The 21,841-nt window shown below is 38.4% G+C and carries 22 protein-coding genes; 3 read left to right on the top strand and 19 right to left on the bottom strand.

Annotated features, from left to right (window positions below; genetic code table 11):
• Window positions 1-76 precede the first annotated feature (76 nt).
• From QUG14_RS29375 to QUG14_RS29340, 8 genes are all read right to left on the bottom strand, one after another.
• Window positions 77-1,045 (bottom strand): electron transfer flavoprotein subunit alpha/FixB family protein, encoded by a 969-nt coding sequence (locus QUG14_RS29375; protein ID WP_289343968.1) that lies wholly within the window; start codon window positions 1,043-1,045, stop codon window positions 77-79.
• A gap of 19 nt (window positions 1,046-1,064) precedes the next feature.
• Window positions 1,065-1,829: an electron transfer flavoprotein subunit beta/FixA family protein gene (locus tag QUG14_RS29370; protein ID WP_289343967.1), complete on the bottom strand. Its 765-nt coding sequence runs from the start codon at window positions 1,827-1,829 to the stop codon at window positions 1,065-1,067.
• Window positions 1,830-2,019: 190 nt separating this feature from the next.
• On the bottom strand, window positions 2,020-2,427 hold the full coding sequence (locus QUG14_RS29365; RefSeq protein ID WP_289343966.1) for a MaoC family dehydratase: 408 nt from the start codon (window positions 2,425-2,427) through the stop codon (window positions 2,020-2,022).
• 31 nt (window positions 2,428-2,458) lie between these two features.
• Window positions 2,459-2,902 carry a MaoC family dehydratase N-terminal domain-containing protein gene (locus QUG14_RS29360; RefSeq protein ID WP_289344268.1) on the bottom strand — a complete coding sequence of 148 codons (444 nt, stop codon included), beginning with the start codon at window positions 2,900-2,902 and terminating at the stop codon, window positions 2,459-2,461.
• A gap of 70 nt (window positions 2,903-2,972) precedes the next feature.
• Window positions 2,973-4,115: an acyl-CoA dehydrogenase gene (locus QUG14_RS29355; RefSeq protein ID WP_289343965.1), complete on the bottom strand. Its 1,143-nt coding sequence runs from the start codon at window positions 4,113-4,115 to the stop codon at window positions 2,973-2,975.
• Between the two features lie 128 nt (window positions 4,116-4,243).
• On the bottom strand, window positions 4,244-5,026 hold the full coding sequence (locus QUG14_RS29350; RefSeq protein WP_289343964.1) for an SDR family NAD(P)-dependent oxidoreductase: 783 nt from the start codon (window positions 5,024-5,026) through the stop codon (window positions 4,244-4,246).
• Between the two features lie 249 nt (window positions 5,027-5,275).
• The gene (locus QUG14_RS29345; RefSeq protein WP_289343963.1) at window positions 5,276-5,752 is read right to left on the bottom strand and encodes a 2,4'-dihydroxyacetophenone dioxygenase family protein; all 477 of its coding nucleotides are present in this window, start codon (window positions 5,750-5,752) and stop codon (window positions 5,276-5,278) included.
• Between the two features lie 190 nt (window positions 5,753-5,942).
• The gene (locus QUG14_RS29340) at window positions 5,943-6,731 is read right to left on the bottom strand and encodes an SDR family NAD(P)-dependent oxidoreductase (RefSeq protein WP_289343962.1); all 789 of its coding nucleotides are present in this window, start codon (window positions 6,729-6,731) and stop codon (window positions 5,943-5,945) included.
• Window positions 6,732-6,872: 141 nt separating this feature from the next.
• On the opposite strand from QUG14_RS29340, the gene QUG14_RS29335 reads away from it, so the two are divergent.
• Complete coding sequence (locus QUG14_RS29335; RefSeq protein ID WP_289343961.1) at window positions 6,873-7,778, top strand: LysR family transcriptional regulator; 906 nt, start codon at window positions 6,873-6,875, stop codon at window positions 7,776-7,778.
• An 86-nt stretch (window positions 7,779-7,864) separates the two neighbouring features.
• Here QUG14_RS29335 and QUG14_RS29330 read toward each other — a convergent pair whose 3' ends face one another.
• The 5 genes from QUG14_RS29330 to QUG14_RS29310 form a co-directional block, all read right to left on the bottom strand.
• Entirely contained in the window at window positions 7,865-8,536 is a 672-nt protein-coding gene (locus QUG14_RS29330) for a 3-oxoacid CoA-transferase subunit B (RefSeq protein ID WP_483310822.1), read from the bottom strand.
• A gap of 47 nt (window positions 8,537-8,583) precedes the next feature.
• Window positions 8,584-9,306: a CoA transferase subunit A gene (locus tag QUG14_RS29325; protein ID WP_289343959.1), complete on the bottom strand. Its 723-nt coding sequence runs from the start codon at window positions 9,304-9,306 to the stop codon at window positions 8,584-8,586.
• 310 nt (window positions 9,307-9,616) lie between these two features.
• Window positions 9,617-9,790 (bottom strand): hypothetical protein, encoded by a 174-nt coding sequence (locus QUG14_RS29320; protein WP_289343958.1) that lies wholly within the window; start codon window positions 9,788-9,790, stop codon window positions 9,617-9,619.
• A 31-nt stretch (window positions 9,791-9,821) separates the two neighbouring features.
• Window positions 9,822-11,111: an MFS transporter gene (locus tag QUG14_RS29315; RefSeq protein ID WP_289343957.1), complete on the bottom strand. Its 1,290-nt coding sequence runs from the start codon at window positions 11,109-11,111 to the stop codon at window positions 9,822-9,824.
• A gap of 155 nt (window positions 11,112-11,266) precedes the next feature.
• The gene (locus QUG14_RS29310; RefSeq protein ID WP_289343956.1) at window positions 11,267-12,319 is read right to left on the bottom strand and encodes a TauD/TfdA family dioxygenase; all 1,053 of its coding nucleotides are present in this window, start codon (window positions 12,317-12,319) and stop codon (window positions 11,267-11,269) included.
• Window positions 12,320-12,771: 452 nt separating this feature from the next.
• On the opposite strand from QUG14_RS29310, the gene QUG14_RS29305 reads away from it, so the two are divergent.
• Window positions 12,772-13,545, top strand: coding sequence for an SDR family NAD(P)-dependent oxidoreductase (locus tag QUG14_RS29305; RefSeq protein ID WP_289343955.1), 774 nt, complete (start codon window positions 12,772-12,774; stop codon window positions 13,543-13,545).
• Between the two features lie 103 nt (window positions 13,546-13,648).
• On the opposite strand, the gene QUG14_RS29300 is transcribed toward QUG14_RS29305, so the two are convergent.
• The 5 genes from QUG14_RS29300 to QUG14_RS29280 form a co-directional block, all read right to left on the bottom strand.
• Entirely contained in the window at window positions 13,649-14,593 is a 945-nt protein-coding gene (locus QUG14_RS29300; RefSeq protein ID WP_289343954.1) for an alpha/beta hydrolase, read from the bottom strand.
• Window positions 14,594-14,775: 182 nt separating this feature from the next.
• The gene (locus tag QUG14_RS29295) at window positions 14,776-15,774 is read right to left on the bottom strand and encodes a TauD/TfdA family dioxygenase (protein ID WP_289343953.1); all 999 of its coding nucleotides are present in this window, start codon (window positions 15,772-15,774) and stop codon (window positions 14,776-14,778) included.
• 130 nt (window positions 15,775-15,904) lie between these two features.
• Window positions 15,905-16,960 (bottom strand): TauD/TfdA family dioxygenase, encoded by a 1,056-nt coding sequence (locus QUG14_RS29290; RefSeq protein WP_289343952.1) that lies wholly within the window; start codon window positions 16,958-16,960, stop codon window positions 15,905-15,907.
• Window positions 16,961-16,993: 33 nt separating this feature from the next.
• Window positions 16,994-18,508, bottom strand: a complete 1,515-nt coding sequence (locus QUG14_RS29285; protein WP_289343951.1) for a long-chain-fatty-acid--CoA ligase — start codon at window positions 18,506-18,508, stop codon at window positions 16,994-16,996.
• Between the two features lie 268 nt (window positions 18,509-18,776).
• Window positions 18,777-19,667 (bottom strand): LysR family transcriptional regulator, encoded by an 891-nt coding sequence (locus QUG14_RS29280; protein ID WP_289343950.1) that lies wholly within the window; start codon window positions 19,665-19,667, stop codon window positions 18,777-18,779.
• Between the two features lie 108 nt (window positions 19,668-19,775).
• Here QUG14_RS29280 and QUG14_RS29275 point away from each other — a divergent pair, with 108 nt between their 5' ends.
• A complete protein-coding gene (locus QUG14_RS29275; protein WP_289343949.1) occupies window positions 19,776-20,825 on the top strand; it encodes a YeiH family protein in 1,050 nt (349 codons plus the stop codon).
• Window positions 20,826-20,918: 93 nt separating this feature from the next.
• On the opposite strand, the gene QUG14_RS29270 is transcribed toward QUG14_RS29275, so the two are convergent.
• On the bottom strand, window positions 20,919-21,734 hold the full coding sequence (locus tag QUG14_RS29270) for a M15 family metallopeptidase (protein ID WP_289343948.1): 816 nt from the start codon (window positions 21,732-21,734) through the stop codon (window positions 20,919-20,921).
• Between the last annotated feature and the right edge of the window lie 107 nt (window positions 21,735-21,841).

Raw genomic sequence — 21,841 nt, 5'->3', positions numbered from 1 at the left:
GAAAATCCTTTCTAACGTAATTTGATGGAGAGGTTGTCGTTATTTGATGAGGTGTGGTTCACTATATAAATTATTTTTAAGAGTTTACTAGTACTTTTTTTAATTCTTCCGCTAGAAGTGGGACCACCTCAAACAAATCACCCACGATGCCGTAATCCGCTATTTGAAAAATCGGGGCTTCCGGATCTTTGTTTATGGCAACGATCACTTTAGAATTAGACATCCCAGCTAAATGCTGAATGGCACCTGAAATTCCACAGGCGATGTACAAATCTGGGGTGACGACCTTTCCCGTCTGTCCGATTTGCAGTGAATAATCGCAGTATTCAGCATCACATGCACCACGGGAAGCACCTACCGCCCCACCTAGGACCTCCGCCAATTCCTGAAGCGGCTTAAATCCATCAGACGATTTAACCCCGCGCCCGCCAGAGATGACAACTTTCGCTTCCGATATGTCCACACCGTCTGTTGTTTTACGTATTACTTCCTTAACAATCGTCCGTAAGTCTTTGATCTCAGCAAAAAAATGTACAATCTCAATCGTTCCGCTGATTTCTGCCACAGGGATGTTATTTGGACGTACAGTTGCGAATGGGATACCAGATACTACTTTCTTTTTCTCAAACGCTTTTCCGGAAAAAACAGGACGTGTAAAGATAACATCATCATGCTCCAACTGAACATCAATGACGTCAGATATAAGTCCCAGCTCCAAACGAGCTGCAATGCGCGGTGCAAGATCTTTCCCAATTGCTGTATGTGGCATTAAAATAGCTTCTGGTTTGACTTCATCAATAACCTGCCTCAAGCTTTGAGAATATGCATCCGTTGTAAACACATCGAGTTCTTGGTTGCCCACAATATATACTTTATTCGCCCCATGTTTCCCTAAAACATGTGCATAATGCGAAGCATCACTGCCAAAGGCCACAGCTATTATTTCTCCGCCTTCGGCAATGCGCTGTGCAGCTGACAACGACTCCAGTGAAACACCTCTTAGGTTACCAGCTTTACTTTCCGTCACCACTAGTACTTTTCTCATGTTTGTTCCCCCCTGCGTGTTAGATTGCCTTCGCTTCACTGCGTAAAAGTACAGCCAGTTCAGATACTTGAGCTTCGATTGCCCCCTCTAGGATACGTCCTGATCCTTTTTTGGGCGCAAAAAATGTCTCGGTAGTTATTGTCTTTACTTCTAGAACGTCTTCGATATGTAAATCATCAATCTCAATCCGCTCGATTGGCTTTTTCTTCGCTTTCATGATGCCAGGCAAGGAAGGATAACGTGGCTCATTTAATCCCTGTTGTGCTGTGACCAATACTGGAAGAGATACCAAGACAACCTCTTTATCTCCTTCAACGTCACGCTCGATCACCGCTTCGTTTCCAACAATCTCCAGCTTCGTGATCGTCGTCACTTGCGGAATATTGAGTTCCTCTGCTAGACGCGGACCAATTTGTCCACTGCCATAATCAACTGCCACATTACCGGCTAATATGATGTCAAATTCCCAATTTCTTATAATAGACTCAAGAATTTTAACTGTACTGTATTCATCAAGATTTAAATCTTCGCTATTAACCATAATCGCTTTATCCGCACCCATCGCAAGCGCCGTTCGCAGTCCATTCTCTTCACGTTCCGGTCCTACCGTGATAACCGTTACTTCCCCACCGTGCAGAGCCCGCAATAGAAGCGCTTCTTCAATCGCATATTCATCGTAAGGATTGATGATGAAGTTTACCCCTTCTTCACTAACGGTACCGTATTGGAACGCAATTTTTTCCTCCGGATCGAACGTTTGTTTCACCAATACTAAAATGTTCATTATTTCGTATCCCCTTCTGATGCAATATTTTCAAGGCACTCTGGGTTAAACGATTTGAGGAATCCATCCTCAATTACGATTTGAATCTCAATCTATTTTAATTTTCTGTATTTATTAAAAGTAAAGGACCGAAAAGGATTTTTGCTCTTAAATAAAACACGTTCCAAGTTTGGAGAATTCGATTGCTCTACTAATTGGTTGATGGCAATACCGCTTCAAAAATCCCTGAAACTTTTACATCGCCTTCACAGTTTTTCGCCAGTACTTCACCCACCACGAGATTGTCATCTTTTTTCTCTATTACTCTGCCAACAATTTCGATAGATTCTCCGGGATACGTCATTTTACTAAAACGTACTTGTATTCTCTTAATGTTTTTTCGTGGTATCCATGTTGTAACCCCTTGTGATAACATCCCCATAATTAACATCCCGTGAGCGATAATGCCAGTCCCAGCTTGCTCCCCAACCTCTTCAACGGTATGCAGAGGATTAAAGTCTCCGGATGCTCCAGCAAATCTTACAAGCTGAACTCGTGAAATTGGATCTTTTTTCAGAATTGGAAATGGATCTCCCACCTGTAAATCTTCAAAATACATGATTTAATTCTCTCCTATCATAAGCAACTATTTAATGACGGTGAATTAACGTAATTTTAGCAATTGCCACTAATTCACCCTTTTGATTGGTAAATCTGCTTTCTTCCGTAACAAAGTCCATTCCGCCTGAAGAACCGATTTTGGTATCTGCTCGAACAATTTTACTTGTAACATGAAGCTCATCCCCGGCATAAATATTGCCAAGGTATTCATACTCTTGTTCACCGTGCAATATTTTAACTGGATTTAATTTCAGTACCTCCATTTTTTCCTGAAAGCCATATCCGCCATGGTACTCAATGACTTGCAAAAAGGTGAGCGGAACAGGAATACCATCATAACCAGAATCCTTAGCTGCCTCCAAGCTGTAGTAAATCGGGTTATCATCGCCAATGGCGATGGCTAATTCCTTTATTTTCCCTTTTTCCACTGCCATGCAGTAAGGTTCTAACTCAAGTCCAAGTAAATCTTTCACATCTGACAAGTTCTTCCACCTCATTAAATTAGTAGCTTATTACTAAGGTTGATTAAATTTTGAATTTCCTCTATTGTTTCAACAGATTTCCAGCTATAACTAGACGCTGAATCTCTTGCGTACCTTCATAAATTTGAGTGATTTTGGCATCTCTCATATAACGTTCTACCGGGTATTCTCTTGTATAACCATATCCTCCAAATATTTGGATAGCCTCAAGCGTAACTTCCATTGCAGTGTCTCCGGCTAACAGTTTGGACATTGCCGAATGATGCCCATAAGGGATTCCTTGATCCTCACGCCAGGCAGCTTGATAGGTCAATAAACGAGAGGCTTCTATTTTTGTAGCCATATCGGCTAGTTTGAATTGAATCGCTTGAAGCGCGCTAATCGGTTTGCCAAATTGGACGCGATCCTTCGCATATTCGACAGCTTTATCAAACGCTCCCTGAGCAATTCCCAACGCTTGGGATGCGATTCCATTCCGACCGCCGTCAAGGGTCATCATGGCAATCTTGAACCCTTCACCCACTTGTCCCAAAAGATTGTCCTTTGGCACGCGGCAGTCCTCAAAAATCACTTCCGTTGTTGCTGAGGAGCGAATGCCCATCTTTTTCTCCTTCTTTCCTACTGAGAAACCTGGGAAGTCTTTTTCCACAATAAATGCGGTAATCCCCTTATGCTTTAGTTCCGGATTGGTCAGTGCGAAGACAATATAGATATCCGCATAGCCACCATTGGTAATAAAAATCTTCGAACCGTTTAAGATCCACTCATTGCCCTTTAGTACCGCTGTTGTTTTCATTCCACTGGAATCAGATCCCGATCCAGCTTCTGTCAAGCAATACGCACCCATGCTTTTTCCTTCTGCCATGGCCCGCAAATATTTTTGTTTTTGTTCCTCTGTTCCGAACTTGACAACAGGCCATCCGGCTAACGATGTATGGGCCGAGAGAGTGGTCCCCATGGAAGCGTCTACCCTGGAAAGTTCTTCAACTGCTATCACATAACTTAAATAATCGGCACCTGCACCACCGTATTCCTCCGGCCAAGGGATTCCGCATAAGCCAAGTTCTGCCATCTTTCGCCAAATCTTAATGTCAAAGTATTCTTCTTCGTCGCGCTGCGCTGCAGTAGGCTCACATTCGTTCAGTGCAAAATCACGCACCATTTTTTGCATCATCTGATGTTCTTCTGATAATAAAAAGTTCATTGTTAGACCCCTCTTTAATATATTTTGTGCATCCTATTCCGTCCTGAGTAAGTTGAGCGAGCGATTGCTCATTGCGAAGATAGCTGTAAAAACTCCCACCCTTTCAAGGATGGGAATTAAATCGCTATTTACACTTTTTGCTCGATCATCTTTCGGGTATAGATGGTTACCCACTTCCTTGGCAGCAGTCCCACTGATTTAGCCATAATTTTATTTTTAAAGCCTGGAATGATTACTGTTTTATTCTTCATTAACCCTGCAAAGCCGTACTTGGCAACTGCTTCTGGGTCCATCAAGTTCTTAATGAAAATTTTTGTTCCTGTTGCGGCCAATCCTTCCGTGAGCGGTGTTTTGGTTGAAGGGGGACATAATACACTAACATGAACTCCGGTTCCTTTTAATTCTTCCGCAATCGCTTCTGAAAAGGTTAAGACGTACGATTTGCTTGCCCCATACATCGACATCCCTGGAGTTGGCTGAAAGGCCGCCGTTGAAGCCACATTTAAAATTTTACCTTGTTTTCGTTTAACCATTTCACCCGCTATAAGTCTGGTTAAATACGTTAGTGAAATCATGTTAAGCTGCAGGCATTCCAATTCTTTCTTAATATCCAATTCCGTCATTAACCCTAATCCGCCAGCCCCGGCATTATTAATCAAAATTTCGATGTTGATTCCTTCGTTTTTCAAGTACCGATGCAAGTTCTCTACTGTTGCTTGGCTGCTTAAGTCACCGGCAAAAGTATTTACTTGAACTCCATAATCCTTTTGTAAAATCTCAGCTTGTTGTTCCAACAACGTTGCGTCCCTGGCAACTAATACCAAGTTATAGCGATGGTCTGCGAAAACTTTTGCGAATTCCAAACCGATCCCTTTAGTAGCGCCTGTAATCAAAACTGATTCTGTTGGCATATGTTTTTACCCCCTTACGGTTTGAATATTCTAAAATTTATAAATATTATTATATTATTGATTATACTCATTAGTATAAATTAAATAAAATTAAACATTTTAATATATAAGTAAGTATTTCTAATATATAGATAGTGAAAACTATCAATTTTTCTAAATTCCTGAAATTAATAAGAGTTACGCATAATAAAAGAGAAGCCTCTTCGTCACTTAGACACAAGGCTTCTCTTTTTATTACCGATTTATTTATTAAAACGCAGTCACATCAACTGGTTCAATTCCTTCAGCCTCGCAATAGTCAAGGTATCTTTTCAGGAATGATTCCCAGTTATCTCGTGCAATAATTTCTCCATTCTCACCCAGATAGTCTAATGTTCCTTCCACAATATTGAAGGTAATAACGTCTTCATCCCCTACAGCTGAAGGTGTATGTGTGGAGCCAGCAGGTTCAAAAACCATGTCGCCAGGTTTGGAGATCCAAGACTCCTCTAGATATCTCCAAGACCCTTGTACGGTATAAACAATGACTTGTCCAGGATGAAAATGGGCCGGAAGCTGCATTTTCGCAGGTACATATAATAAGGTAATATTCTGTCCTGTCACAGGGTTGACTTTAAGCAATTTAAATTTCGCTTCTCCAAAATAAGGAACCCAAGGCAATTCATCTACATTAACATTTCCTGCATGATATGCTACTGGTGCTTGTACATTTTTTGTATTACTCACTAAAATCCCCTCTTCCAATGTTTATTTTATAAATTCACATTCTGTTAACGCTTACATTAAACAATCAGCTAATTAACTTTTTCGAATTTATTAATCTCAGTATATTTTTAATTTTCAGCTAAGTAAAATTAACATTTTTTATTTGCAATTAAGTTTGATTAATTTACACAGCCCGTTATTTAGATGAAAATTACTTAGCCCCAAGTCCCCCATCAAGAACCAATATTTGTCCGGTACAATAATTAGATGCTGCTGAAGCAAAGTAAAGGAGCGCACCTACTAAGTCATTATCACTTCCTAACCTTCTAACTGGAACTTGGGAAGCAATGAAAGGACCTGCTTTGTGTACAAGTGTTCCCGGTATTTCTGGGTTATTCATTCCAGTAGTGAAAACTCCAGGAGCGATAGAATTCACATACACTCCATGACGACCCCACTTAACTGCAAGATCCTTTGTCAAAGTCATAACTGCACCCTTACTTGTTGTATACCCTACAGAATCTACTGCTTCTGGATCAACGCCTTTAAAACCAATACTAGAAGAAATGTTAATGATTTTTCCGTATGCGTTTTCAATCATGTGCTTTCCTACAGCCTGACACATCAAGAATGTACCAGTCACATTTGTATCAAGCATAGCTTGCCATTGTTTTAAGGGCATTTCAGTAGCAGGAGTTTCAAAAACCGTTCCGCTGCTGTTGACTAAAATTCCAATTTTCCCAAATTGAGAAACCGCTTTCTCCAAACCTTGAACAACAGATTCAGGATTTGTTACATCCACCGCAAGAGCAAGTGCTTGTCTTCCAAGTGCTCTTATTTCTTTCACAACTTCTTCGCAAACCTCTATACGACGTGAACAGACTACAACGTTTGCACCTGCCTCTGCCAAAGCCAGTGCCATTACACGCCCTAGCCCGCTTCCGCCACCGGTAACGATTGCTGTCTGTCCTGTTAAATCAAACAATTGTATTAATGACATTTTATATTCCCCCTTGAGTTTAGAATATTCAAAGATTTTAAAATCTTATTGATATTGATTATACTAATAAATTATAATGAAATAAAATTAAATATTTTAATGTGTAAATAAGTATGATTAATATTTAAAAGGGGTCCAGCCATGAACATTGAACAATTCCTCTATATTGTTGAAGTAGCAAAATACAATTCTCTATCTATAGCAGCACAGAATCTTCATGTGACTCAATCCACGATCAGCCAGTCTATTACCAACCTAGAAAATGAGTTAGGGCTTAAGATTCTTAAACGTTCGCGGGGACACGGTGCTGTCCCAACCGATGAAGGCAGAATTATTCTAAAGCTTGCCTACGAAGTACAGAAAAAACTTGATGAAATAAAAGAGACAGCCAATTTTCTTACTTCGACTGAATTTGGGGAACTAAAAATATCTTCATTACCAGGATTGATGACTTTCCTAGTAAAAGCTATAGCTGCGTTTAGTCATGATTATCCACATGTAAATTTAGAGGTTGCAGAAAAAAGTGGCTCTACTGTAATTGAAGATGTTCGACAACATAAAACTGATTTCGGTCTAATTACATATTCAACGGATTTGAACGTAAACATGGAAGGAATAGCTTTTGAAGCACTCATTGAAGGGAAGCAGAAAGTATATGTTTCAAAGCATTCACCTTTAGCATTCTTAGGTACCATAACTCCAAATGATATACTTGATCAAACTCTCGTCACTTATAATGGTGAATTTATGCAGTATTTTGTGCAAGATTTCTTTAACAAATATAAGCCCTTGAAAATATTATTCACATCCAATAATATGGATGGTGTTCTCCAGGCCGTCAGAGAAAATCTGGCCATTTCATTTGCTCCTGATTTCGTAATGAAAAATTACCCCTCTGTCATTAATGGTGATATTATTCCGGTTGATATGGTGAACCATAGCACTGTAAATATTTCTTTAGGGTTAGTTCGATCGGAAAATAAACATTTATCCAATTTTGCCAACAAATATATTCATTATCTAAAATCTGAAATTATTAAAAGTTAAGACAAATAAAGAGAAGCAATTTCGTCCAAAATGGCCTTAGTGCTTCTCTTTTTAAATGAATCTATTAGTATATCTCTTTTAAATTGTTATCGAAGCCTTTTGTAGATCCCTTTAACACAATACAGATTAGGACTGATTGTAAAGGAAGCCTCCGTCTTTTCAATAACTTCATTAATTGTAACACCTTCTTGAGTTTCCATAAGAATCATGCCCTCAGTTGTAAAATCGAACACAGCCAAATCCGTAATCAATCGATGGACAACCTTTTGCCCCGTCAATGGAAGAGTACAACTATTTTTGATCTTCGATTCATTGTATTTATTGGTGTGTTCCATTATGACGACAACTCTTTTGGCACCATGGACAAGATCCATCGCTCCTCCCATACCCTTGATCATTTTTCCAGGGATCATCCAATTTGCCAAGTCCCCTTGTTCAGATACCTCCATACCACCAAGGATGGCCAAATCAATATGTCCTCCTCGAATCATGGCAAAAGACTCTGCACTATCAAAGAACGATCCACCGATTACAGCAGTAACCGTTTCCTTCCCTGCGTTTATAAGGTCAGGGTCCTCCATCCCTTCAACCGGATATGGTCCGATCCCAAGCAAGCCATTTTCTGATTGTAATAATACATGAACATCACTCGGGATTTCGTTCGCGAGTAACGTAGGTATTCCAATTCCCAGATTTACATTCATTCCATTTTGAATCTCTTGAACCGCACGCTTAATGATTTTTGTCCTGGTATCCATCACAATATATTCCCCCTAGAAAAACTGCTTTGTAATTTTTTCAGGTATTACCCTTCAATGGTGATTTTAGTAGGTATGACGGTACGGCGTTCAATTCTTTTCACATAATTCTTTCCTTCCAATATCCTTTGGACATAAATCCCAGGAGTATGAATCTCATCCGGATCAAGATTACCCACTTCAACCATTTGCTCCACCTCTGCAATTGTAACCCTTCCTGCCGTTGCAGCGAGTGGATTAAAATTGCGCGCTGTTTTCCGGTAAACTAGATTTCCTAACAAGTCGCCTCTCCATGCCTTCACAAATGCAAAATCACCTATAATCCCTTTTTCAAGAATATGTGGTCTCCCATTAAAATGTCGAAGTTCTTTGCCCTCCGCAATCTGGGTACCAACGCCGGTCGGCGTATAGAATCCAGGGATGCCAGCTCCTCCTGCCCGAATTCTTTCAGCCAGTGTCCCCTGGGGAACAAGCTCTACTTCCAATTCTTCACTTAAAAATTGCTTTTCAAAGATCTTGTTCTCCCCCACATAGCTTGCTACCATTTTCTTAATCTGCTTATTTGCCAGGAGAAGACCCAGTCCCCAATCATCGACCCCACAATTGTTACTAACAATCGTTAAGTCCTTTGTACCCTTTTCCACTAACGCCAGGATCAGATTCTCGGGAATTCCCGATAGTCCGAACCCGCCAACAATGATGGTTGCACCATCTTGAATATCTTGAATCGCTTCATTAAACTCTGTGATTCTCTTACCTTTACCAGCCAATCTTTTCACTCCTTACATCATTAAAATTTTAGCTATTTGTAATAATTTTAATATTATAATAATAATATACTCATAAGTAATAATTATATAAAATTAAAAATTCTAATTTGTAAGTAATTATTACTTATATTCAAAACCCTAGGAATAAAAAATAATCAAGGACCTCCATTATTGGAGGCCCTTTTAATCGTGCAGCCATTCGCCATGGCTTCATCCATTTTATTATTCCATTTCTACACACACCAACAAGATGCCAATAGTCGGTACTTATGTATAGAATTGTTGCTAAATATCATAAATTCATTTTCTATCATACAACCGATTTAACTCTATCATCCTCATCAACATGATCATCAGCGTAAGTCTCAGATATTTTATCCTGACAATTCCAGCAGTTACTGCGATTTCGCTCCATAATGGCTAATTCTTCATGACAATCTACACAACAATCCATTCCATCAACGGCCTTTTTATTTTTACACATTTTCTTTCCCTCCCCGATTAAAACATACTTTTTATATAATCACTTGTTCCTCTACATTTATCGTTGTGTCAGTTTGCTTGGCAGGACGTACAATGGCCCAAAACAATAATCCGAAAACAAACATAACCAATGCAGTTACTAGGAAGCCATAACCATATCCAATTGCCTCAGTTCCTGAATTTTCGATAAAATTCCCGAATATAACTGGAGCAATAATACTTGTTGAACTAGAAAGAGCAACATATGTCCCTTGTGCTTTTCCAATGTTTTTGGTAGAAAAGAAATCCATTAACATGGCGGGTGCGAGTGATAGAATAACAATCGCAAAACCAGGAGCGAGGATGAAGAACAAGATGGACATTGCACTTGAATTCATGACACTTCCAAGATATAAACAAATTGCGGATAGCACCATTGAAATACCTGCAAGATTTACTCGTGCTTTTCGAATATCTCCTGTTTTGCGATAAAGCCGATCTGAAATCAAGGCAAATCCAATTTGGCAAATGGCAGCGAAGAGAAAAGGCAAAGACACTGCCATTTTTAATATTTTTCCATCAAAATGTTGAATTTTGGTAAAGTAGGCTGGAAACCAAACGGCTTGAACAGACAGTAACCAATAGGCACAACCTGCACACAAAACGGTAAAAATAAAATTTTTAGAAAAAAGATGCGGAAGAAACTCACGCCAAGAAACTTTAGTAGGGATGAATGAGTTCTTATCCTCTTGTTCAAATGTAGGCAACCCGATTTCTTTTGGGCTTTCTTTTCCGAAAATCATCCATAAAACAAGAACAATAAATCCAACAATTCCCATTGTTATAAAAGCAGATCTCCATCCATATTGATTGATCAAGGAGATTAATAATGGAGAAGCAATTGCTGGCCCGATTGTTGCTCCAAAGAGAACAGCGCCAAAGCCTATACCATGTCTGTGTTTAGGGAACCATTTTCCTATTATAGAAGTTGATATAGCAATCGCTGGACCTTCTCCTGCTCCCAAGATCATTCTTGAAAACATTAATAAAGACAGACTGGAAACAAAAGGTGTGGTAAATTGAACAGCCAACCATACAACCATGATCCAAGTAAACATTTTTTTCGTGTTTTTGGAATCGGCCATCCCCCCAATAATTAAAGAGGATATGGTAAAGAACCAAAAGAATGAGCTTCCAACAACTCCCCATTGTGAAGGACTTAACTGTAATTCTTTCATTAAGGGAACAGAAACTAGACCGATGATAATTTTATCAACTTGGTTGACCATTCCGGAAGCAACTAGAATTAATAATATAATCCAAGAATATTTTGGTGTTTTCAATGTAAAATTCTCCCCTTCTTTTCTACTAATTAAAGAACATCTTTTCGTAAAAATCTGCAAGGCTCTCCCATCAACATGAAACCATTCGTCTTCTTATGAAAAGGTTTGTAAAGGTAAATCTTCTATGTTTAAACACCTGATATTTATTAAAACCATTACCTCGTGTTTCTAATTGCGCCAGCTGTTTTTTCACGTACAGGAATACCCCCGCGACCCGCTTTACCTGTTTTTTCATCAATAAACATAGCGAAATCGGGCGCAATTTCTCGCCCATTTGGCATCGTAAGCCATAATCTTAATAAATGACGTTTGCGTTCGGGTTCTTCATAATCTTCATATACAGTACGTGAATGAAGAACAGTATAATTATTTACGAATTGCATATCACCAGGTTCCATCATCATATCGATATGCATGTTATCATCATGAAGGAGAGAATCCATTAAGTTATATGCTTCTATTTCTTCCTCTGACAAAAGGATACCTGTTTTCGCTTGTGCTGATTCGACATATCCGCGATTATATCTGCAGCTTAATTTACCCTTGTAATAGCTATAGACTGGTGATGAATATACTGGAGATTCTCCTGGTGCTTCTTCACCACGACGATCCAAGGAGTATGGACGATAAAGAATTTCAAGGTACTCTGGGTACTTCTCCAGAATTTCATTATAAACAGCCATTGAACTTACAATACTACTAAATCCCCCTGATTTAGCCTTTCGAAGACTTAATAATCCGACTACGTCAGATCCATCTGGGTGAAAGGGAAGATGTGCATTCGTTTGGTAACCGCGTACATTGGAATCATTAATGTTCAGACCTTGGTCAACGACATGTCCTAAAAACTCACCATTTGCGTTTTGCGTCACCGGGATACCCAAATGTACTCCGAGACCCCAGTAAATAATGCTTGCTTCTTCATCCGTATACCTTTCCATTGGTAATCCACGAATTAACAGAAATCCTCTTCCATTTTCTAACTCTTCAATAAAGTAATTGATCTCATCAGAGAGATCAGGAATTGGGAAGTCCTCCTTTTTAAAATCTGGTGCTTTTAAACCCTTTTGTTCCACAAAATATAAAGCGCTTTCAAGAGACGCAATCGTTTTCTCAGACAGATAATAAATCCATGAATCATCTTTGGTTAGATCAATACCTTTCCACGCTACTGGTCCTTGGATTTTTTCCTTTAAAATGGACGGCACCTATATTCCTCCTTCCTTTTCTACTACACTTTTTATCTGTAGTAAACAATGTTCGGGCTGTTTCTTACTAAAAGAGCAACTCCCTCTTTTTACCATTCTTCTTGATACAATTGATTCTATTGAACGATGTTCCCCCCTTTATTTACATAGAATCGCTTTAATAGCATTGTGACTGTGATAATAGGCATTACACTAATTATATTCATAATTTTCAGTTAAATAAAATTAAACATTTTAAATTGCATGTAAATAATACTAATATATCTAAATATTACCTCCATTTACAATGGAAAATTTCAACATCATATTATATTAGTCTAACTAAAGTACAAATTAAAATCTTTAATTTTATATAAATATTATTTAAAGGTAAAATCAAATAAAGAAAAGAATCAATATTCTAAAAAATCACTATCCACTATTACTAGGGAATCAATACAGGAGGTTGAACGATGGACTTAAAGTTATCCGGAAAAAAGGCACTTATTGTTGGAGGAAGCCGTGGTATTGGTAAAGCTATTGCCCGCCAGTTGGCTCTAGAAGGTGTAGATTGTACGATTTGTTCAAGAAACGAATCCACTCTAAAGATTGCTGCAAAGGAATTGGCACAAGAAACAAACCGAAATATCTATCCAATTGTGGCAGATACCTCTGATCCTAACTCTATCCTAAATCTAGTTGAACAATCCGCAGCAGCAATGGGAAGTATTGATATATTAATCAACAGCGGTGCCCGCGTTGGCGGCCAGGAGCCAGAGGATTTTTATAGTATTAAAGATGAACTAATTATGAAAGATTTTGCTGAAAAGTACATGGGTTATTTTCGCTGTATCCGAGCTGTTGCACCTTATATGATAGAAAATAAATGGGGCCGTATCATAAATATAAGTGGTCTGGCTGCCAGAATTGGCGGTAATTACTTTAGTTCCGGTCCGCGTAATGCATCTGTTGTCCATATGACGAAATCCGCCTCATTGGAATTAGGAAAGCACGGAATTAACGTTAATGCTGTTTACCCAGGTATTGTCGATACGGAAACGTTTAGAGATCGGGTCACTAATGAGGAAGCTATACGCCAGGTAGAATCACTAAATTCCCTCGGCCGCTTGATAACTGCAGAGGAAATTGCTTATGTCGTTACCTTCCTAGCCTCACCTTTGTCAGCATCGATTACTGGTGATGTTATTCCGGTAACTGGCGGCATTGGAAATACCGTTTATTTCTAAAATACTTGGTTGTTACTATTGTCTGTTTCATAGATTCCAATTAATAGTCTATAAAACAGATAAATATAAAACGAGCCTCATTAACTTGTGAGGCTCGTTTTATTTAGATTTTTATCGAATATTTTGCTGTACGTAAGAATTTGTTAATCTTAGAAACAGTTGCTTCAATGTTGTTAGAGAAAATAGCCATGTGTGCAAAAAAGCCGTGTACCATGCCGGGTTCACATGCATATTCAACCTGCACACCAAATTTTCTCAGACGATAAGCATAAGCCCTACCTTCATCCCTAAGCACATCATTTTCCGCTGTGATTACTAATGCTGGCGGGAGACCACTTAAATCTTCAGCAACCAAGGGTGAAGCGTACTCATTACACCTGTCCTCTTCATTCCTTAAATAATGATCACGGAACCAAAACAGCTGTTCGCGATCCAGACCAAATCCTTTTGCAAATATTTGATGAGATTCCGTATTGCACTCAAGGTTTGTCGGAGGATAAAGTAAGACCTGAGCAGTGATGTCGGGACCTTTTCTATCTCTCGCCATCATCGTAACTACTGTTGCTAGATTTCCACCTACGCTATCCCCTCCTACTGCCAATCTTGAAACATCTCCGTTAAAGGAAGTCCCTTTTTCATACACCCATTCCAAAGCCGAATATGCGTCTTCGACAGCAGTCGGAAACTTATACTCTGGTGCAAGTCGATAGTTTACGGATACAACAATACTATCCGTTCTATTAGCGATCATTCGACAGCTTGCATCCGTTGATTCAATGTCTCCGAGAACCCATCCCCCACCGTGGTAGTATACAAATAGAGGCAAGGGGCCTTGCCCATCTGGTATGTATACCCGACATTTTATTTTTTCATTCTGGCTTACTGGAAGCATCAAATCCTCTACCTTTGAAAGCGGTTCTAATTTTACAGCAGGGCGAGGTGCCTTTACTAGCATATCTCTTACTGTCTGAGGATCCATTTTATGAATTGGCGGCATCTGATTAAATGCTTGTAAATATTTTTCTGCTTGCGGATCTAAATTTATCAAGGAGAATCAACCTCACTTCAATTAATTATAAAATTAACTCGGCTATATTCCTAAACTTTTATTCTCATCATAAGGCATTTTAAAAACATAAAATGGTGATTTTATCCACCATATTTCGTTGAATAAAATCACCATCTCACTTGATATTAGAAATAATGGTGTTTATTACGCCCACCAGCTTTTTATCTTTTTACAGGTACCCCGCCGATATAAAACTCGAAATCTGGGGCAATTTTACGACCATTTGGCATCATGAGCCATAATCTTAATAGATGGCGTTTCTTGTCGTCTTCTTCGTAATCTTCAAAATGAGTCCGTGAATGAAAAACGGTATAATTATTAACGAATTGCATATCACCAGGTTCCATCATCATATCAATATGGAAGTTTTCATCATGCGTGAGGGAATCGATAAAATCAAATACTTCGATTTCCTCTTCCGACAAAGGGATACCTGTTTTCGTTTGTGCTGATTGGACATATTGGCGAATATATCTGCAGCTTAATTTACCATCGTAATAGCTAAAGATCGGTGTATGAACAACTGGAGATTGACCTGGTGATTCTTCCCCGCGAAGATCATGGGCAAATGGACGATAGAGAATTTCAAGGTATTCTGGGTGCTTCTCCAGAATTTCATTATAAATAGACATCGCACTTGCGATACTGCTTAAACCGCCAGATTTCGCCTTGCGAAGACATAGTAATCCGACCACATCAGCTAAATCTGTGTGATAATCAAGATGTACATTCGTTTGGTAACCACGTACTTTTGTATTATCATTAAAGTCTTTACCTACGTTTTTGATATGCCCTAAGAGTTCCCCATTTTTGCTTTGGATTATCGGTAGTCCCAAATGAAGTCCGAGACCCCAGTAAATAATGCTTGCTTCTTCGTCAGTAAACTGATCCATTGGTAATCCTCGTATCAATAGAAACCCTCTTCCATTCTCCAGTTCGTCAACAAAGTAAGTAATTTCGTCAGCGAGTTCAGGAATCTGGAAATCCTCCTTTTTAAAATCAGGTGCTTTTAATCCCTTTTGTTGAACATGGAATACAGCCTTCTCCAGAGCAGCAATCGTTTTCTCGGACAAATAATAAATCCATGATTCATCTTTAGCTAGTTCCATACCTTTCCAAGCCGATCGCCCTTGAATTTTTTCATTTAAAATGTTCGTCATAAATATCCTCCTTTATAATTTGATTACTCTACTAATCTGAAAGACTATCTTACTTTTACTCTATAAGGAACACATTTTTATAAAATTGAAATGTGTTCCTGCCCGTTCTGACGAACCGGTTTATACAAAATTACTTCAAGGTTTCTACTATACCGCCAGCTGTTTTATTACGAGCAGGTACACCGCCGCGACCCGGTTTTCCCGTATTCTCATCAATAAACATCGCGAAATCCGGGGAAATCTCCCGGCCATTTGGCATCGTGAGCCACAATCTTAATAAATGACGTTTTCGATCCAGTTCTTCATAGTCTTCATATTGAGTGCGTGAGTGAAGAACCGTATAATTATTGACGAATTGGATATCACCTGGCTCCAACATCATATTAAAATGCAAATTTTCATCATGAAGGAGGGAATCCAGTAAGTCTAATGCTTCAATTTCAACTTTTGACAGCTGGATACCTGTTTTCGCTTGTGCTGATTCGATAAATAAACGGACATATCGACAGCTTAGTTTTCCATCATAATAACTAAAGATTGGTGATGTAAATACTGGAGATTCTCCTGGAGCCTCCTCTCCACGACGATCAAAGTTAAATGGTCGACAGAGAATTCCTAGATATTCGGGATTCTTCTCCAGAATTTCATTATAAACAGCCATCGAGCTGATGATACTGCTGTGTCCACCGGATTTTCCTTTTCGCAGGCTTAACAATCCAACAACGTCAGATCCATCAGCATGAAAAGGAAGATGCAGCTTTGTTTGATAACCGCGTACATTTGAATTTTCCAAGCTAAGACCTTGATCCCTAACATGTCCTAAAAGGTCACCATTAGCGTTTTGCGATACTGGAGTGCCCATATGAAGGCCGAGCCCCCAGTAAATGATGCTCGCTTCTTCATCTGTATACCTTTCAATTGGTAATCCGCGTATTAATAGGAACCCTCTCCCATTCTCCAGCTCTTCAACAAAGTTATCAATTTCATCTAAAAGATCTGAAATCGGGAAGTCCTCCTTGTTAAATTCAGGAGCTTTTAAACCCTTTTGTTTAACATGTGCTAAAGCGTTCTCAAGCGAAGCAATCGTTTTTTCGGACAAATAATAAACCCAAGATTCATCTTTAGCCAAGTCAGTGCCTTTCCAAGCTACTGGCCCTTTAACTTTTTCCTTTAAAATGGTTGACATAAGTAATCCCCCTTTAATAATTTGGTTATTTTCTTACTTTACTTCAGTCAATTCTCTTAACTCTCTACGCAATATCTTCCCTGTTGAGTTCTTTGGCAGCTCTTTAAAAAATTCTACATGTTTAGGAAGCTTGTACTTCGCCAGCTTATCCTTACAGAATTCAATCATGTCATTCATGGAGAATTGCTCATCCTTTACTACGACGTATGCTTTTACGCTTTCTCCGTATTCTCCATCAGGAACTCCAACTACGGCCGCCTCGACCACGGCAGGGTGCTGATACAGGACTTCCTCCACTTCACGAGGATATACATTGTAACCCCCCACAATAATCATGTCCTTCTTGCGGTCAACAATATAGATGTATCCTTCTTCATCCATTGTTGCGAGATCAGCGGTGTAAAACCACCCGTCTTTAAAAGCTGCTGAGGTAGCTTCTGACATCCCCAAATATCCCTTCATAACATTTGGTCCTTGAACAACTAACTCTCCGACTTCACCTCTCGGCAATTCTTTACCGAACTCATCAACCACTTTGCTTTGGACGGCTGGAATATTCAGGCCGATAGAACCTGGTTTGCGAGTTCCTTTTAATGGATTAATCGCAACGAGTGGAGCTGTTTCCGAAAGTCCATATCCTTCTAAGATAGAAACATTAAACTTGTTTTCAAATTTATGCAGCAGCTCGACCGGAATCGAGGCACCCCCAGAGATACACATACGAATAGTTTGGAAATCCTCCGCAGTTGCTTCAGGTAATTGATTGATAAAACTGTACATCGTAGGTACTCCTGCAAACACGGTTGCCTTTCTTTCTCGAAAGGTGCTGACCACTTCGACAGGGCTGAATTTAGGCTGGATCAGGACTGTTGCCCCGCAAGCAATTGGTGCATTCAAACAAACTGTCATACAGAAAACATGAAACATTGGCAGGACAGCAACTACACGGTCATTTTCATCGAGTTCAAGTAATTTTGAAATAGAGTCTGCATTCGATGCTAAGTTCCGATGTGATAACATCGCACCTTTTGGTTTCCCGGTAGTACCTGACGTATACAGAATGACTGCAAGGTCTTCTTGATCAATGTAAGGGCTTCCACAAATATTCAGGCCTGTCTCCATGAGATGCTCCCATGTCCATTCCTGATTCTCGGCTTCGGTATAAATGATTAACGTTAGATTTTCCAATTGTTTCTTCACTACTGATAACTTTGGCTCTACAGATACGTGAGCAATAACCGCTTTGGCTTGACTATTATCTAATATGTAGCTGATTTCCCCTTGGGTAAACAAAGGATTGATCGGTACAACAAATGCACCTAGTCGTAAAATGCCATAGTACGCAATGAGAAATTCAGGGCTATTTCCTAATAAAAGAGCCACACCATCTCCCTTCCCTATTCCATGTGCAGCCAAACCAGCAGCCAATTGATCCACTTGCTGCTCTAGTTCCTTATAAGTAACACTTTTATCTCGATAGATATAAGCGATACAATCTGGGAAACTCCTTGCGCTTTTTTTTAGATTTTCATATAAATTATTACTCATCAAATGATTTCCACCCCTTCTCCTCACTTAGAAGCATTTATACGCTTACTATTGTGAATATTTTAAATATTACTACATTGAGTATACTCATAAATAATAATTAAATAAAATTAAAGATTTTAACTTGTATATAACAATGGCTAATATGCAAAAGTTAGGTTCAACATACCCATGTTCAGGTTAGTAAGGTGCTTTCCTGCTCTCTACATTCACTTCTAAATAAAAAGACAAAGCCTAAGTAAAAAAGGCTTTGTCTTTTACATTTTTGCTATCTTTGATTCGTTAAATAATTTTCTATTAACTCAATAAATAAGTTCATTGATTTCGTATGCAATTCAGGAGATTCTGTTATAACCGAAAAATTTCTCCTTATAGGTGTTCCTTTTACATTTAATAATTGAATCGTACCAAGCAGTCTTTCTTTTTTAACAGTAAGCTCAGATAAGTAACTAATACCGAGCCCCGCTTCGACAGCTTCTTTAATTAGTTGTGTGCTGCCGAACTCCATTAATTTAGGAGGACGTATTTCTAAAGATTGAAATAATTTTTCTGTTGCATCTCTTGTGCCAGAGCCTTCTTCCCGGACAATCCAATTCTCTTGTTCAACCTGTCTTCGTGTAACTTCCTTATTATGATAAATTGGATACTTACCTCCTGCCACGATATACATTTGGTCTGTTGAAATTGTTTTAATATATATATTTGTATTAGATATTTCCCCTTCAACAATCCCTACATCAATCTCATGACTTATGATTGCTTTGGCAATATCTCTTGTGTTTCCAATCTGAACGGAAGGAACGATATTCTGGAATTGGATCTTCAGTTTTGCAAGTATATGTGGTAAGACATATTCACCAAAAGTATAACTGGCACCAATTTTTAATAATCCTGTTGGCTCGTTATGTAATTCATTGACTAACTCAGACATTCGTTTGTATAAACCTGTTATTTCCTTTGCATGTAAATAGACTATTTCACCTGCTTTTGTGAGTTTCACACTTTTGTTTGTTCGCAGAAGCAGTTTTGCGCCAATATATTTTTCTAATAATTGAATTTGCTGGCTAACGGCAGGCTGTGTCATATGAAGCTCTTCGGCAGCTCTGGAAAAGTTTCTCTTATCAGCTACAGAAATAAATACAGATAATAGTTGATCCATACGTTCATCTCCTATATATCGTTTTAACTTATTATAACTATAATAATCATTTATTTTCCTTATTGTAAATCATTCGTTACGATAATAATAAATAAAGCAATCAAGGGGATGAAAGCATTGGAACAAAAAGCATTAATATTGACCAGCCCTAATCATGAAAAAAAAGCTAAAAAAAAGTTAAATGTATCATTGGTATATGGAATAGGTTTTACGTTTATCATAGCCCTGTCTGGCTTTTTTTTGGCAGCAATACCTGGTCTTAATCGCATTGGACCACTTGCTTGTGCAATTTTACTTGCTGTTATTTATCGACAGGTATTTGGATATCCGGAAGGGTTGCGTACTGGTATTCAATTTTCAGCAAAAAAACTTTTAAGATTTGCCATCATACTTTACGGATTAAAGCTTAACATGATCGTAATATTTCAAGAGGGCTTTCCACTATTGCTTAAAGGAGCCTTAACAATTATTTTTTCGATTGTTGTTCTTATGTTCATTGCAAAATTGCTTAAAGCAGATTTAAATCTTTCTTTATTACTTAGTGTTGGAACTGGTATTTGTGGTGCTGCTGCCATCGCGGCCGTATCGCCCATTATTAAAGCAAAAGATGAAGATACGGCTATGGGGGTCGGCATTATTGCATTAGTAGGCACGGTTTTTTCAATTATCTATACGTTATTATTCCCTTTATTGCCTATTAGTTCTATAGACTACGGAACCTGGGTTGGAATTAGCCTTCATGAAATAGGTCATGTTGCATTAGCGGCCGTTCCTGCAGGGCAAGACGCTCTTGCACATGCATTACTGGCTAAACTTTCACGGGTATTTCTATTAATTCCGCTTTGTTTTATCCTAATACTTTGGATGAAAAAGAATGGAAAAATGGAGGGTGAAGCAAAGTTCGAGTTTCCATGGTTTTTAATTGGTTTTATCGTCATGAGCTTTGTGGGGACCTATATCATGGGTCATGAGGTTTTAGTATCAAAATCAATGATGTCTGATATTGCAACATTGACATCATTTATTTTAACGATGTCTATGACCGGCTTAGGATTAAATATTAGCTTAAAAGAATTACGTACCAAAGCAATACGTCCGCTTATTGCCATTATCATTACATCTATTCTTTTATCTATTCTTACGTTTTTTACTATTTAATAAAAAATCTTATTCATAATAATAATCATGAAAAGATTAGGTGGAGTAAAATCTCCACCTAATCTTCACGTTTTCACCTCGGTGAAACGCAGGTTATTTAATAATAGGGAAAATACCGTAATACTCTTCTAATGTCAAATTACGTTTCTTCATATCTTTTGCTATGTCAGGGCCAACATAGCGAATGTGCCAAGGCTCATATTTGTAGCCCGTAACATGCTCTTTTCCTTTTGGATAACGTACAATATATCCAAAATTAGCGCTATTTCTATCTATCCATTTCGCTTCTTTTGTATCGGCAAAGCATGAAGCCGCTGCACACTTCCCAGTACTTCCACTAACATCAATTGCCAATCCCGTTTGGTGTTCACTTGTACCCGGAATAGCACTATATGTTATTGCCTTTTCGTAACCATCCCTTTTTACATATCGATTAAAAACCGCCGTTTGAGTTGCCTCAGAACGATATCCAGATACTCCACTCAAATAAATTTTATCCTTTTTTGCTGCTGCAAACATTTTTTCTAAAGCAACCGCTGCTTCCTTCCGCAATTTACGTTTTTCTACTTTTTCCTTAAAAATAAAAGAAGTATTGGGATAAATTAAATTCTTAGGAACATAATTTTTGGGCAGGTAAATTTTTTTGTTTACAACAACAGCTATTGATGCAGGATATTTCGTGGTATAGATTGTTTTTCCATTCTTCGTCTTCTCCTGTTTTATATAAGAAGCTTTTGTTATTTTGACTTTTTGATTAGAATTTGCGCGATTTTGAAGCGGAGTTACGGATTCTTCTGAACTATTATGTGTTTTTTTAGATGAAGAGGACATATCGGAATCTCTGTTACAACCAACGACAGATATTAATAAAAAGAGAATGAACCATGCATTTATTAATTTTTTTAACATGATAAACGACTCCTCCAAACCAAAATCAATACACTCATTCAACTGTTTTTCTAACTAGAAATGTTTTTCGAAATAATATCTATTTACTAATAGGATTTGAAACTAAA

This window comes from Neobacillus sp. CF12, assembly GCF_030348765.1.
GTDB lineage: Bacteria > Bacillota > Bacilli > Bacillales > Cytobacillaceae > Neobacillus.
Note: the sequence above shows the minus strand (reverse complement) of the source record. Positions and strands in the feature narration are given on the sequence as shown.

Excerpts from the sequence above, each read along its gene's own strand:
- QUG14_RS29335 (WP_289343961.1), top strand. The coding sequence starts at position 6,873 with ATGAACATTGAACAATTCCTCTATATTGTTGAAGTAGCAAAATACAAT.
- QUG14_RS29290 (WP_289343952.1), bottom strand. The coding sequence starts at position 16,960 with ATGTCAACCATTTTAAAGGAAAAAGTTAAAGGGCCAGTAGCTTGGAAA.
- QUG14_RS29295 (WP_289343953.1), bottom strand. The coding sequence starts at position 15,774 with ATGACGAACATTTTAAATGAAAAAATTCAAGGGCGATCGGCTTGGAAA.
- QUG14_RS29285 (WP_289343951.1), bottom strand. The coding sequence starts at position 18,508 with ATGAGTAATAATTTATATGAAAATCTAAAAAAAAGCGCAAGGAGTTTC.
- QUG14_RS29340 (WP_289343962.1), bottom strand. The coding sequence starts at position 6,731 with ATGTCATTAATACAATTGTTTGATTTAACAGGACAGACAGCAATCGTT.
- QUG14_RS29375 (WP_289343968.1), bottom strand. The coding sequence starts at position 1,045 with ATGAGAAAAGTACTAGTGGTGACGGAAAGTAAAGCTGGTAACCTAAGA.
- QUG14_RS29320 (WP_289343958.1), bottom strand. The coding sequence starts at position 9,790 with ATGTGTAAAAATAAAAAGGCCGTTGATGGAATGGATTGTTGTGTAGAT.
- QUG14_RS29305 (WP_289343955.1), top strand. The coding sequence starts at position 12,772 with ATGGACTTAAAGTTATCCGGAAAAAAGGCACTTATTGTTGGAGGAAGC.
- QUG14_RS29365 (WP_289343966.1), bottom strand. The coding sequence starts at position 2,427 with ATGTATTTTGAAGATTTACAGGTGGGAGATCCATTTCCAATTCTGAAA.
- QUG14_RS29275 (WP_289343949.1), top strand. The coding sequence starts at position 19,776 with ATGAAAGCATTGGAACAAAAAGCATTAATATTGACCAGCCCTAATCAT.
- QUG14_RS29270 (WP_289343948.1), bottom strand. The coding sequence starts at position 21,734 with ATGTTAAAAAAATTAATAAATGCATGGTTCATTCTCTTTTTATTAATA.
- QUG14_RS29370 (WP_289343967.1), bottom strand. The coding sequence starts at position 1,829 with ATGAACATTTTAGTATTGGTGAAACAAACGTTCGATCCGGAGGAAAAA.
- QUG14_RS29350 (WP_289343964.1), bottom strand. The coding sequence starts at position 5,026 with ATGCCAACAGAATCAGTTTTGATTACAGGCGCTACTAAAGGGATCGGT.
- QUG14_RS29280 (WP_289343950.1), bottom strand. The coding sequence starts at position 19,667 with ATGGATCAACTATTATCTGTATTTATTTCTGTAGCTGATAAGAGAAAC.
- QUG14_RS29355 (WP_289343965.1), bottom strand. The coding sequence starts at position 4,115 with ATGAACTTTTTATTATCAGAAGAACATCAGATGATGCAAAAAATGGTG.
- QUG14_RS29330 (WP_483310822.1), bottom strand. The coding sequence starts at position 8,536 with ATGGATACCAGGACAAAAATCATTAAGCGTGCGGTTCAAGAGATTCAA.